General features: G+C 68.7%; 11 protein-coding genes. All 11 read right to left on the reverse strand.

Annotated features, from left to right (window positions below; all coding sequences use genetic code 11):
- Positions 1 to 28: 28 nt before the first annotated feature.
- Complete coding sequence (gene rpsS, locus PSED_RS27250; RefSeq protein WP_013677461.1) at positions 29 to 310, reverse strand: 30S ribosomal protein S19; 282 nt, start codon at positions 308 to 310, stop codon at positions 29 to 31.
- Between the two features lie 16 nt (positions 311 to 326).
- A complete protein-coding gene (rplB, locus tag PSED_RS27255; protein WP_013677462.1) occupies positions 327 to 1,160 on the reverse strand; it encodes a 50S ribosomal protein L2 in 834 nt (277 codons plus the stop codon).
- 16 nt (positions 1,161 to 1,176) lie between these two features.
- Positions 1,177 to 1,476, reverse strand: coding sequence for a 50S ribosomal protein L23 (rplW, locus tag PSED_RS27260; RefSeq protein ID WP_013677463.1), 300 nt, complete (start codon positions 1,474 to 1,476; stop codon positions 1,177 to 1,179).
- Positions 1,473 to 2,399: a 50S ribosomal protein L4, sunset domain variant gene (rplD, locus tag PSED_RS27265; protein WP_013677464.1), complete on the reverse strand. Its 927-nt coding sequence runs from the start codon at positions 2,397 to 2,399 to the stop codon at positions 1,473 to 1,475. The genes rplW and rplD overlap by 4 nt, the downstream gene beginning before the upstream one ends.
- Entirely contained in the window at positions 2,399 to 3,052 is a 654-nt protein-coding gene (gene rplC / locus PSED_RS27270; protein ID WP_013677465.1) for a 50S ribosomal protein L3, read from the reverse strand. Before rplC ends, rplD begins: the two co-directional genes overlap by 1 nt.
- Before the next feature lie 13 nt (positions 3,053 to 3,065).
- A complete protein-coding gene (rpsJ, locus tag PSED_RS27275; protein WP_003938093.1) occupies positions 3,066 to 3,371 on the reverse strand; it encodes a 30S ribosomal protein S10 in 306 nt (101 codons plus the stop codon).
- Positions 3,372 to 3,723: 352 nt separating this feature from the next.
- Complete coding sequence (tuf, locus tag PSED_RS27280; protein ID WP_013677466.1) at positions 3,724 to 4,917, reverse strand: elongation factor Tu; 1,194 nt, start codon at positions 4,915 to 4,917, stop codon at positions 3,724 to 3,726.
- 142 nt (positions 4,918 to 5,059) lie between these two features.
- Positions 5,060 to 7,159 carry an elongation factor G gene (gene fusA / locus PSED_RS27285; RefSeq protein ID WP_013677467.1) on the reverse strand — a complete coding sequence of 700 codons (2,100 nt, stop codon included), beginning with the start codon at positions 7,157 to 7,159 and terminating at the stop codon, positions 5,060 to 5,062.
- Positions 7,160 to 7,203: 44 nt separating this feature from the next.
- Positions 7,204 to 7,674, reverse strand: coding sequence for a 30S ribosomal protein S7 (rpsG, locus tag PSED_RS27290; RefSeq protein ID WP_013677468.1), 471 nt, complete (start codon positions 7,672 to 7,674; stop codon positions 7,204 to 7,206).
- Positions 7,674 to 8,048 carry a 30S ribosomal protein S12 gene (gene rpsL / locus PSED_RS27295; RefSeq protein ID WP_013677469.1) on the reverse strand — a complete coding sequence of 125 codons (375 nt, stop codon included), beginning with the start codon at positions 8,046 to 8,048 and terminating at the stop codon, positions 7,674 to 7,676. The genes rpsG and rpsL overlap by 1 nt, the downstream gene beginning before the upstream one ends.
- Before the next feature lie 686 nt (positions 8,049 to 8,734).
- Complete coding sequence (locus tag PSED_RS27300) at positions 8,735 to 12,637, reverse strand: DNA-directed RNA polymerase subunit beta' (RefSeq protein ID WP_013677470.1); 3,903 nt, start codon at positions 12,635 to 12,637, stop codon at positions 8,735 to 8,737.
- Between the last annotated feature and the right edge of the window lie 32 nt (positions 12,638 to 12,669).

The following is a 12,669-nucleotide window of genomic DNA, read 5'->3' on the forward strand; positions in this document are numbered from 1 at the left end:
CCCTCTCCTGGCTGCTACTCGTGTCCGCTCAGCGCCTGCGCGCCTTGCGGTCGTCCTTGATGTGGCCCCGGAAGGTCCGCGTGGGCGCGAACTCCCCCAGCTTGTGGCCGACCATCGCGTCCGACACGAACACCGGCACGTGCTTGCGGCCGTCGTGCACCGCGATCGTGTGGCCGATCATGTCGGGGATGATGGTGGACCGGCGGGACCAGGTCCGGATGACGGTCTTCTTGCCCGACTCGTTGAGCGCGTCCACCTTCTTGAGCAGGTGGTCGTCCACGAACGGGCCCTTCTTCAGGCTGCGCGGCATGTCTTTACCTCCCTGCTCAGCGCTTCTTGCCGGTACGACGCCGGCGGACGATCAACTTGTCGGACGGCTTGGTGCGGCGGGTACGCCCCTCGGGCTTGCCGTTGGGGTTGACCGGGTGGCGACCACCGGAGGTCTTGCCCTCACCACCACCGTGCGGGTGGTCGACCGGGTTCATGGCGACACCGCGGACGGTCGGGCGCTTGCCCTTCCACCGCATGCGGCCTGCCTTGCCCCAGTTGATGTTGGCGTGCTCGCTGTTGCCCACCTCGCCGATCGTCGCGCGGCAGCGGACGTCGACGTTGCGGATCTCGCCGGACGGCATGCGCAGCTGCGCGTAGGGCCCGTCCTTCGCGACCAGCTGGACGCTCGACCCCGCGGAGCGGGCGATCTTCGCGCCGCCGCCGGGGCGGAGCTCGATCGCGTGCACCACGGTGCCGGTCGGGATGTTGCGCAGCGGCAGGTTGTTGCCGACCTTGATGTCGGCCTTCGGACCGGCCTCGACCTTGTCGCCCTGCTTGAGCCGCGCCGGCGCGATGATGTAGCGCTTCTCGCCGTCGGCGTAGTGCAGCAGCGCGATGCGCGACGTGCGGTTCGGGTCGTACTCGATGTGCGCGACCTTGGCCGGGATGCCGTCCTTGTCGTTGCGCCGGAAGTCGATCAGCCGGTACGCACGCTTGTGACCGCCACCCTGGTGGCGCGTGGTCACCTTGCCGTGTGCGTTGCGGCCGCCCTTGTTGTGCAGCGGACGCAGCAGCGACTTCTCCGGTGTGGAACGCGTGATCTCGGCGAAGTCGGAGACACTCGAGCCGCGGCGCCCGGGAGTGGTCGGCTTGTACTTGCGGATACCCATGGGTCTGCTCGCTCCCTCAGCTCGCCCGGCCGCCGAACACGTCGATCGCCTTGCTGTCCTCGGACAGCGTGACGATCGCGCGCTTGGTGTCCTTGCGCTTGCCGTAGCCGGTGCGGGAGCGCTTGCGCTTGCCCGGGCGGTTCAGCGTGTTGACGCTGAGCACCTTGACCCCGAACACCTTCTCCACGGCGATCTTGATCTGGGTCTTGTTCGCGTCCGGGCGGACGACGAAGGTGTACTGGCGCTCGTCGAGCAGCCCGTAGCTCTTCTCCGACACCACCGGCGCGAGCAGGATGTCGCGCGGATCCGCGATCACTTGCTCTCCTCCTCAGCGACCTTGCGCTGCGACGCCGGCAGGGCGAAGCCCGCGGCCTCCGCGTCCGCCTCCGTGGCGAACCACACCTCGGCGACCGTGCGGTCGTAGAAGGCGGAGCCCGGCACGTGGTACAGCTTCGAGTCCTCGTTGCCCTTGATCGGGAAGCCCTCGGGGGCGACCGACACGTCGTCGAGCGGCGCGTGGCTGCCGGGACCGTGCGGTGCCGGGGCGCTGCCCGCGGCGTCGGCCTTGAGCAGGCCGACCTTCGCGGCGCGGCGCTTCGACGGCGCGGCCGCGACGGGGCCGGCGAGGAAGGCCTCGAGCGCCGCCGACGTGAACAGCACGTCGTCGTTGACCAGCACGTCGTAGGTGTTGAGCTGGTCGGGCGCGATCAGGTGCACCTGCGGCAGGTTGCGCAGGCTCAGCAGGTTCACCGAGTCGTCGCGGTCGACGACCGCGAGCACCCGCGCCTCGGCGCCGACGACGGCCTCGAGCGCCTGGCGCGCGGCCTTCGTCGAGGGGGTGTCGCCGGTGACGATGGTCGACACGACGTGCACGCGACCGCCACGGGCTCGGTCGGAGAGGGCGCCACGCAGGGCGGCGGCCTTCATCTTCTTCGGGGTGCGCTGCGAGTAGTCGCGCGGCGTGGGGCCGTGCACGACGCCACCACCGGTGAACTGCGGCGCGCGGACCGAGCCCTGGCGGGCGCGGCCGGTGCCCTTCTGGCGGTAGGGCTTGCGGCCACCGCCGCGGACCTCGCCGCGGGTCTTGGTGTCGTGCGTGCCCTGGCGGGCCGCGGCCTGCTGGGCCACGACGACCTGGTGCATCAGCGGGATGTTCGCGGTCACGTCGAAGACGTGGCCGGGCAGCTCGACGCTGCCGTCCTTCTCGCCCGCGGCGTTCTTGACGTCGACGGAGCTCATTACTTCGCACCACCCTTCGCGGCCGTCTTGACGACGACCAGGGCGCCGCGCGGACCGGGCACGGCGCCCTTGATCAGCAGCAGGCCGCGCTCGGCGTCGACGCGGTGGACGGTGAGGTTCTGCGTGGTGACCCGCACCGAACCCATGCGACCGGCCATGCGCAGGCCCTTGAAGACGCGGCCCGGGGTCGCGCAGCCGCCGATGGAACCCGGCGAGCGGTGCTTGCGCTGGGTGCCGTGGCTGGCGCCGAGGCCCTTGAAGTTGTGCCGCTTCATGACACCGGCGTAGCCCTTGCCCTTGCTGGTGCCGACGACGTCGACAACGGCACCGGGCTCGAACACCTCGGCGGTGATCTCCTGACCGAGGGAGTACTCGCCCGCGTCGGTGGTGCGCAGCTCGACGGTGTAGCGCCGCGGCGTGACGCCGGCCTTGGCGAAGTGGCCCGTCTCGGGCTTGTTCACCCGGCGCGGGTCGACCGCGCCGAAGGCCAGCTGGACGGCGACGTAGCCGTCGGTCTCCTGGGACCGGATCTGGGTCACGACATTGGGTCCGGCCTGGACCACGGTGACCGGGACGACCCGGTTGTTCTCGTCGAATACCTGGGTCATCCCGAGCTTCTTGCCCAGGATCCCGGTGATCTGCCTGTCAGTCATCGCCTGGTCAGCCCTACTGGATGTTCACGTCGACGCTCGCCGGCAGGTCGATGCGCATGAGCGCGTCGACCGTCTTCGGCGTCGGGTCGAGGATGTCGATCAGCCGCTTGTGGGTGCGCATCTCGAAGTGCTCGCGCGAGTCCTTGTACTTGTGCGGCGAGCGGATGACGCAGTACACGTTCTTCTCGGTCGGCAGCGGCACCGGCCCGACGACCCGGGCACCGGTGCGCGTCACCGTCTCGACGATCTTTCGAGCGGACGCGTCGATGGCCTCGTGGTCGTAGGCCTTGAGCCTGATGCGGATCTTCTGTCCCGCCATGTCCTCGGTCGTCCTCTTCTTCCTACCGCTGCTTCACGGTTCACCGGGTCGCGCCCGCGAGGAGCCCCTCACCCGCTCTCGCCCTCCGGCGGCCATGGGCCACCGCTCGTTCCTCGGGCTCGCGCTCTGTTCAGGTCTCACTCCGTGGGCTCCGGTCCACGAGGTCGGGCGTGTCGCGCTCGTCCTGCAGACTGGTCCCCGGGTCACGTGCACCCCACCGGGGGATGCTCGAAGTGCTGCTCGGGGGCTGGCATTGAACGCGGCGCGCGGGAGATGAGTCCCGCGCGCCGCGGTCGACGCGCAACCCGTCAAGGATGCCACACCGCGGTGCGGCGCCCTCGACCGGGGGTACTTACTTGTTGATCTTGGTGACCTGGCCGGCACCGACGGTCCGACCACCCTCGCGGATGGCGAACTGCAGGCCCTCCTCCATGGCGATCGGCTGGATCAGCGCGACGCTCATGGTGGTGTTGTCGCCGGGCATGACCATCTCGGTGCCCGACGGCAGGGTCACGACGCCCGTCACGTCCGTGGTACGGAAGTAGAACTGCGGGCGGTAGTTGTTGAAGAACGGCGTGTGCCGGCCGCCCTCGTCCTTGGACAGGATGTAGACCTGGCCCTCGAACTCGGTGTGCGGGGTGATCGAGCCGGGCTTCACGACGACCTGGCCGCGCTCGACGTCCTCGCGCTTGATGCCGCGGAGCAGCAGACCGACGTTCTCACCCGCGCGGCCCTCGTCGAGCAGTTTGCGGAACATCTCGACACCGGTGACGGTGGTCGAGGTCGACTTCTCGCGGATGCCGACGATCTCGACGGTCTCGTTGACCTTGACGATGCCGCGCTCGATACGGCCGGTGACGACCGTGCCGCGACCGGTGATCGTGAAGACGTCCTCGATCGGCATGAGGAACGGCTTGTCGGTGTCGCGCTCGGGCTCCGGGATGGCCTCGTCGACGGCGTCCATCAGCTCGAGGAGCTTGGCGCCCCACTCGGCGTCGCCCTCGAGGGCCTTGAGGGCCGAGACGCGCACGATCGGCAGGTCGTCGCCCGGGTACTCCTGCGACGACAGCAGCTCGCGGACCTCCAGCTCGACGAGCTCGAGGATCTCCTCGTCGTCGACCATGTCGGCCTTGTTCAGCGCGACCACGATGTAGGGCACGCCGACCTGGCGGGCGAGCAGCACGTGCTCACGCGTCTGCGGCATCGGGCCGTCGGTCGCCGCGACCACGAGGATGGCGCCGTCCATCTGCGCCGCACCCGTGATCATGTTCTTGATGTAGTCGGCGTGACCGGGGCAGTCGACGTGCGCGTAGTGCCGCTTCTCGGTCTGGTACTCGACGTGCGCGATCGAGATCGTGATGCCGCGCTGACGCTCCTCGGGAGCCTTGTCGATGTTCTCGAACGCCGAGGCCTCGTTGAGGTCCGGGTACTTGTCGTGCAGAACCTTGGTGATGGCCGCCGTCAGCGTGGTCTTGCCGTGGTCGATGTGACCGATCGTGCCGATGTTGACGTGCGGCTTGGTCCGCTCGAACTTCGCCTTCGCCACTGCAGTGTCCTCCTGGACTGAGTTCCTTGTGTCCGCCGTGCTGACGGCAGGTCTTGGGTGGTGGAGCCGGGGTCCGGCGCCGGGTGGTGACGGGTGACGAGCCACCGGGCCGCGGACCTTACAGGTCCGCGGCCGATGCCTCTTACTCGCCCGTCGCCTTCGCGATGATCTCCTTGGCCACGTTGGTCGGAACCTCCGCGTAGGAGTCGAAGACCATCGTGTAGTTGGCCCGGCCCTGGGTCCGCGACCGCAGGTCGCCGACGTAGCCGAACATCTCCGACAGCGGGACCAGCGCCTTGACGATCCGGGCGCCCGCCCGCTCCTCCATGGCCTGGATCTGGCCACGGCGGGAGTTCAGGTCGCCGATCACGTCGCCCATGTAGTCCTCGGGCGTCGTGACCTCGACGGCCATCATCGGCTCGAGAATGGCCGGGTCGGCCTTGCGGGCCGCCTCCTTGAGCGCCATCGAGCCTGCCACCTTGAACGCCATCTCGGACGAGTCGACCTCGTGGTACTGACCGTCGAGCAGCGTCACCTTGATGCCGGTCAGCGGGTAGCCCGCCAGCACGCCGTACTGCATGGCGTCCTGGGCGCCGGCGTCCACGGACGGGATGTACTCCCGCGGCACGCGACCACCGGTGACCTTGTTCTCGAACTCGTACAGCGCACCGTCGGCCGTGTCGAGCGGCTCGAGCTTGATGATGACGCGGGCGAACTGGCCCGAGCCACCGGTCTGCTTCTTGTGCGTGTACTCGTACTTGTCGACCGTCCGGCGGATCGTCTCGCGGTAGGCGACCTGCGGCTTGCCGATGTTGGCCTCGACCTTGAACTCGCTCTTCATGCGGTTGACCAGCACCTCGAGGTGCAGCTCACCCATGCCGGCGAGGATGGTCTGACCCGTCTCGTCGTCGAGGGAGACCTGGAACGTCGGGTCCTCCTCGGCGAGCTTCTGGATCGCCGTCGACAGCTTCTCCTGGTCGGCCTTCGTCTTCGGCTCCACGGCGACCTGGATGACCGGGTCCGGGAACGTCATCGACTCGAGCACGATCGGGGCCTGCGGGTCGCTCAGGGTGTCACCGGTGGTGGTGTCCTTGAGCCCGATGACCGCGTAGATGTGGCCGACAAGGGCCTCGTCGACCGGGTTCTCCTTGTTGGCGTGCATCTGGAAGATCTTCCCGATGCGCTCCTTGCGGTCCTTGGTCGAGTTCACGACCTGGGCGCCCGCGGCGACCCGACCCGAGTAGACCCGGATGTAGGTCAGCTTGCCGAAGAACGGGTGCGCGGCGATCTTGAAGGCCAGCGCCGAGAACGGCTCGTCCTTCTCCGGCTTGCGGCTGGCCGCGGTCTCGCCGTCGGGCAGCGTGCCCTCGACCGGCGGGAGGTCGATCGGGGACGGCAGGTAGTCGATCACCGCGTCGAGCAGGGGCTGGACACCCTTGTTCTTGAACGCCGACCCGCACAGCACCGGGTAGGCGCTGCGCTGGTTGACGATCCGGCGGATGCCGTGCTTGATCTGCTCGGTGGTGAACTCCTCGCCGCCGAGGTAGGCCTCCATCAGGTCGTCGTCGGTCTCGGCGACGGCCTCGACGAGCGCGGTGCGGTACTCCTCCGCGCGCTCCTGCAGGTCGGCCGGGATCTCCTCGACCGCGTAGTCCTCGCCCTTCTGGACCTCGCCGCGCCAGGTGAGGGCACGCATCTCGACAAGGTCGATGACGCCGATGAAGTCGTTCTCCGAGCCGATGGGCAGCTGGATCGGCAGCGGCTTGGCGCCGAGCCGGTCCTGGATCGTGCCGACGGTGAAGTAGAAGTCCGCGCCCAGCTTGTCCATCTTGTTGACGAAGCAGATGCGGGGGACGTCGTACTTGGTGGCCTGCCGCCAGACCTGCTCGGACTGCGGCTCGACCCCCTCCTTGCCGTCGAAGACCGCCACGGCCCCGTCGAGCACCCGCAGGTTGCGCTCCACCTCGACGGTGAAGTCGACGTGCCCGGGGGTGTCGATCAGGTTGATCTGGTGGTCCTTCCAGAAGCAGGTCGTCGCGGCGGACGTGATCGTGATGCCGCGCTTCTGCTCCTCCTCCATCCAGTCCATCGTGGCCGCGCCGTCGTGGACCTCACCGATCTTGTAGTTGATCCCGGTGTAGAACAGGATCCGCTCGGTGGTGGTGGTCTTGCCGGCATCGATGTGCGCCATGATGCCGATGTTTCGGACCTTGCCCAGGTCCGTCAGCACGTCCCGTGCCACTGTCAGCTCTCTCCCTCAGCGGTTGGCGCGGACGATCGGGCCCGTCACCAGCGGTAGTGGGCGAAGGCCTTGTTGGACTCCGCCATCTTGTGCATGTCCTCGCGCCGCTTGACGCTGGCGCCGAGGCCGTTGCTCGCGTCGAGGAGCTCGTTCATGAGTCGCTCGACCATGGTCTTCTCGCGGCGCTGCCCGGCGTAGGACACCAGCCAGCGCAGGCCCAGCGTCGTCTGCCGGGTGGCGCGGACCTCGACCGGGACCTGGTAGGTCGCGCCACCGACACGGCGGCTGCGGACCTCGAGGGCCGGCTTCACGTTGTCCAGCGCCCGCTTCAGCGTGACGACGGGATCGGTGCCGGTCTTCTCCCGGGTGCCCTCGAGCGCGGCGTAGACGATGCGCTCGGCGAGGGAACGCTTGCCGTCCTTGAGGACCTTGTTCACCAGCTGGGTGACCAGCGGCGAGCTGTACACGGGGTCGGAGACCAACGGCCGCTTCGGTGCGGGGCCCTTGCGGGGCATCAGCTCTTCTCCTTCTTCGCGCCGTAGCGGCTGCGGGCCTGCTTGCGGTTCTTGACGCCCTGCGTGTCGAGCGAACCGCGGACGATCTTGTAGCGGACGCCGGGCAGGTCCTTCACACGGCCGCCACGCACGAGCACGATGCTGTGCTCCTGAAGGTTGTGGCCCTCACCCGGGATGTAGGCCGTGACCTCGATCAGGCTGGACAGGCGGACGCGGGCGACCTTGCGCAGCGCGGAGTTCGGCTTCTTGGGGGTCGTCGTGTACACGCGCGTGCAGACCCCGCGGCGCTGGGGGCTGCCCTTGAGCGCGGCGGTCTTGGTCTTGGCGACCTTGTCCTGGCGGCCCTTGCGGACCAGCTGCTGGATCGTGGGCATGGACCGTGTGCTTCTTCCCGTCGGCGTGCTCGGCTGAACTTGCTCGTGCTGTTCGGGGCACGAGGGACCCTGAGGTTCCTGTATCCCGAGGTCGGGCGTGTCGCGCTCGGCGAGCCCCGCTCCAGGGCGGGGAAACCCTGACGGGAGTCCGAGCGGCCGTGGTCTTGGCCGACCTGCACTGCCAGACCCTGAGACGTACCTCTGGGGGCCGGCGCGCCGGAACGACGGACACACGGAGCTACCCGACCATGGTCGAGCGCAAGACAACAGAGTACCCGGCCCTTGTCGAGAGGGTCAAAACGGGTCCGCTGTCGGCGACGGTCGGTCCCCGCAGCGTGCCCGAACGGCGTCGTACCCGCAAGCCGACTCACCCGCTCGCCGCTCGCGACCGCCCGCTCGTCGCACTTCTCACCCTGCTCCAGCAGGATCAACGCGCGCCGTTCCGCGAGAATTCCCCGCCTCGTCCCGCGCCTGCCGGCGCCGGGTCCGGCACCGTCGTCCCGGCTCCCGGACGTGAGAGCGGCCACTGCCCGTCCGCGTCGGCACTGAACGACGTGCCTGCCGGCCCTCGGATCCGGGCCGTGGAACGCCGAACGGGGCCGGACACCGCCACGGGAGAGCAGTGCCCGGCCCCGTCCGGGACCGTCCTCGGCCGGGGCCCGCCGTCGCGGGCCCCGTCGCGACACCTACCGGTAGTCGCGCCCGAAGTCGTAGTCGTCCAGCGGCACCGCGGCACCGGTCCCCGTGCCGAACACGTCGGGGCTGTAGTAGCCGTCGTCGTAGTTCGGCAGCGCGTAGGCGGCCGCGCGGGCCTCCTCCGTCGGCTGGACCTGGATGTTGCGGTACCGGCCGATGCCCGTACCGGCCGGGATCAGCTTGCCGATGATCACGTTCTCCTTGAGCCCGACGAGCTTGTCGCGCTTTCCGTTGATCGCGGCATCGGTGAGGATGCGGGTGGTCTCCTGGAACGAGGCCGCGGACAGCCACGACTCCGTCGCCAGCGAGGCCTTGGTGATCCCCATGAGCACCGGGCGGCCGGAGGCCGGCTCGTTGCCCTCGGCGACCACCCGACGGTTCTCCGACTCGAACTCGCCGCGCTCGGCGAGCGCACCCGGCAGGAACTCCGTGGCACCCGAGTCGATGATCGTCACCCGGCGCAGCATCTGCCGGACGATGACCTCGATGTGCTTGTCGTGGATGTCCACGCTCTGCGTGCGGTACACCTTCTGCACCTCACGCACCAGGTGCAGCTGCACCTCGCGCGGGCCCATGACACGCAGCACCTCGTGCGGGTCGGCCGTGCCCTCGAGGAGCAGCTGGCCCACCTGGACGTGGTCGCCGTCGGCCAGCGGACGCTCCTGGCCGTCGACCGTGGTCATCGCCAGCCACTGCCGCTTGGACAGCTTCTCGTAGACGATCTCCTCGCCGCCGTCGTCCGGGGTGAGGGTGATCTTCCAGAAGCGGTCGCCGTCCTCGATGCGGATGCGGCCGTCGACGTCGGCGATCGGCGCCTTGCCCTTGGGGACCCGGGCCTCGAAGAGCTCGGTGACACGGGGCAGACCGGTCGTGATGTCGTCGCCCGCGACGCCACCCTGGTGGAACGTACGCATCGTCAGCTGCGTACCGGGCTCACCGATCGACTGCGCGGCGACGATGCCGACGGCCTCGCCGACGTCGACCAGCTTGCCGGTGGCCATCGAGCGGCCGTAGCACATCGCGCAGATGCCCGTGGCGGACTCGCAGGTCAGGGCGCTGCGCACCTTGATCTGCCGGACACCTGCCGCCACGAGGGCGTCGAGCGCCGGGTCGCCCAGGTCGCCACCCTTGGCGACGATGACCTCGCCGTCGGGACCGACGACCTCCTCCGCCGAGCAGCGCGCGTACACCGACGTGCGGATGTAGCGGTGCGGGATGAGGCGGCCGTCGCTGGTCTCCTCGGTGACGGCCATGGCGACCGAGCGCGAGGTGCCGCAGTCGATCTCGCGGACGATGACGTCCTGCGACACGTCGACCAGACGACGGGTCAGGTAGCCGGAGTCGGCGGTCCGCAGCGCGGTGTCCGCCAGACCCTTGCGGGTGCCGTGGGTGGAGATGAAGTACTCCAGCACCGACAGGCCCTCACGGAAGTTGGCCTTGATCGGGCGGGGGATGTACTCACCCTTGGGGTTGGCGACCAGACCACGCATACCGGCGAGCTGCCGGACCTGGGTCATGTTGCCCGCCGCCCCGGACTTCACGATCGTGGGGATCGGGTTGTCCTCGGGGAAGTTGTCCTCCATGGCCTTGGCGACCTCTTCGGACGCCTGGGTCCAGATCTTGACCATCTCGTCGTTGCGCTCCTGGTGGCTGAGTGCACCACGCTGGTAGCGCTTGTTGACCTGGTCGGCCTTGGCCTCGTAGCCGTCGAGGATCTCCTGCTTGTTCGGCGGGACCACGACGTCGTCGATCGCCATCGTGACGCCGGACCGGGTGGCCCAGTAGAAGCCGGCGTCCTTGAGGCGGTCGAGGCACTGCGCGACCTCGGTCATCGAGTACCGCTCGGCCAGGTCGTTGATGATCGCGGCCTGACGCTTCTTGGGCAGCGGCTCGTTGACGAACGGGTACCCGGCCGGGAGAAGCTCGTTGAACAGCACACGGCCCAGCGTCGTCTCCGCCAGCCAGACCTCGCCGTCCTCGAGCTCGACGCCGGCGACCGGCGTCACCCCGGGGAGCCGGATCTTGATCGGCGCCTGCAGGTGGAGGACCTTGCGGTCGTAGGCCATGATCGCCTCGGCGACCGAGCCGTAGATGTTGCCGTCGCCGGTCGCGCCGGGGCGCTCGCGGGTCAGGTGGAACAGCCCCGTGACCATGTCCAGACGCGGCATGGCCAGCGGCCGGCCCGACGCGGGCGAGAGGATGTTGTTGCTCGAGAGCATCAGCACCCGGGCCTCGGACTGCGCCTCGGCCGACAGCGGCAGGTGCACCGCCATCTGGTCACCGTCGAAGTCCGCGTTGAACGCCTCGCAGACCAGCGGGTGCAGCTGGATGGCCTTGCCCTCCACCAGCTGCGGCTCGAAGGCCTGGATGCCGAGGCGGTGCAGCGTCGGTGCGCGGTTGAGCAGCACGGGGTGCTCGGAGATGACCTCCTCGAGCACGTCCCACACCTGCGAGCGGCCGCGCTCGACCATCCGCTTGGCGGACTTGATGTTCTGCGCGTGGTTGAGGTCGACCAGGCGCTTCATCACGAACGGCTTGAACAGCTCCAGCGCCATCTGCTTGGGCAGGCCGCACTGGTGCAGCTTCAGCTGCGGGCCGACGACGATGACCGAACGGCCCGAGTAGTCGACGCGCTTGCCGAGCAGGTTCTGGCGGAACCGGCCCTGCTTGCCCTTGAGCAGGTCGGACAGCGACTTGAGCGGGCGGTTGCCCGGACCGGTCACCGGCCGGCCGCGACGGCCGTTGTCGAACAGCGCGTCGACGGCCTCCTGCAGCATCCGCTTCTCGTTGTTGACGATGATCTCGGGCGCGCCGAGGTCGATCAGTCGCTTGAGGCGGTTGTTGCGGTTGATGACGCGGCGGTACAGGTCGTTCAGGTCGGACGTGGCGAAGCGGCCACCGTCGAGCTGCACCATCGGGCGCAGGTCCGGCGGGATGACCGGGACGCAGTCGAGCACCATGCCCATCGGCGAGTTGCCGGTGGACTGGAACGCGGCGACGACCTTGAGCCGCTTGAGGGCGCGCAGCTTCTTCTGCCCCTTGCCCGAGCGGATCGTCTCGCGCAGGTTCTCGGCCTCGGCCTCGATGTCGAAGGTCTCCAGCAGCTTCTGGATCGCCTCGGCACCCATGGAGCCGGTGAAGTAGTCGCCGTAGCGGTCGTAGAGCTCGCGGTAGAGCCCCTCGTCCGCGATCAGCTGCTGGACGTCGAGCTTGGTGAACGTCGTCCAGATCTCGTCGAGCCGGTCGAGCTCGCGCTGCGCCCGGTCGCGGAGCTGGCGCATCTCGCGCTCGCCACCCTCCTTGACCTTGCGGCGGACGTCGCTCTTGGCGCCCTCGGCCTCGAGCTCGGCCAGATCGGCCTCGAGCTTCTGGGCGCGGGCCTCCAGGTCGGTGTCGCGGCGCTGCTCGACCTTCTTGCGCTCGACGGTCATCTCGTTCTCGAGCGTCGAGAGGTCCTGGTGGCGCAGCTCCGTGTTCACCGAGGTGATCACGTACGCGGCGAAGTAGATGATCTTCTCGAGGTCCTTGGGAGCCAGGTCGAGCAGGTAGCCCAGCCGGCTCGGGACGCCCTTGAAGTACCAGATGTGCGTGACCGGCGCGGCCAGCTCGATGTGGCCCATCCGCTCACGACGCACCTTGGCGCGAGTGACCTCGACGCCGCAACGCTCACAGATGATGCCCTTGAAGCGGACGCGCTTGTACTTGCCGCAGTAGCACTCCCAGTCGCGGGTCGGACCGAAGATCTTCTCGCAGAAGAGCCCGTCCTTCTCCGGCTTCAGGGTGCGGTAGTTGATGGTCTCCGGCTTCTTGACCTCGCCGTGCGACCACTGGCGGATGTCCTCGGCGGTGGCCAGGCCGATGCGCAGCTCGTCGAAGAAGTTGACGTCGAGCACTATGTGAGTCCTCTGTTCCTTCGTTACTCGGC

The organism is Pseudonocardia benzenivorans CB1190 (assembly GCF_000196675.2).
Lineage (GTDB): Bacteria > Actinomycetota > Actinomycetes > Mycobacteriales > Pseudonocardiaceae > Pseudonocardia > Pseudonocardia benzenivorans.

Coding starts and splice junctions, on each gene's coding strand:
- rpsS (WP_013677461.1), bottom strand. CDS start 310: ATGCCGCGCAGCCTGAAGAAGGGCCCGTTCGTGGACGACCACCTGCTC.
- rplB (WP_013677462.1), bottom strand. CDS start 1,160: ATGGGTATCCGCAAGTACAAGCCGACCACTCCCGGGCGCCGCGGCTCG.
- rplD (WP_013677464.1), bottom strand. CDS start 2,399: ATGAGCTCCGTCGACGTCAAGAACGCCGCGGGCGAGAAGGACGGCAGC.
- rplC (WP_013677465.1), bottom strand. CDS start 3,052: ATGACTGACAGGCAGATCACCGGGATCCTGGGCAAGAAGCTCGGGATG.
- rpsJ (WP_003938093.1), bottom strand. CDS start 3,371: ATGGCGGGACAGAAGATCCGCATCAGGCTCAAGGCCTACGACCACGAG.
- rpsG (WP_013677468.1), bottom strand. CDS start 7,674: ATGCCCCGCAAGGGCCCCGCACCGAAGCGGCCGTTGGTCTCCGACCCC.
- rpsL (WP_013677469.1), bottom strand. CDS start 8,048: ATGCCCACGATCCAGCAGCTGGTCCGCAAGGGCCGCCAGGACAAGGTC.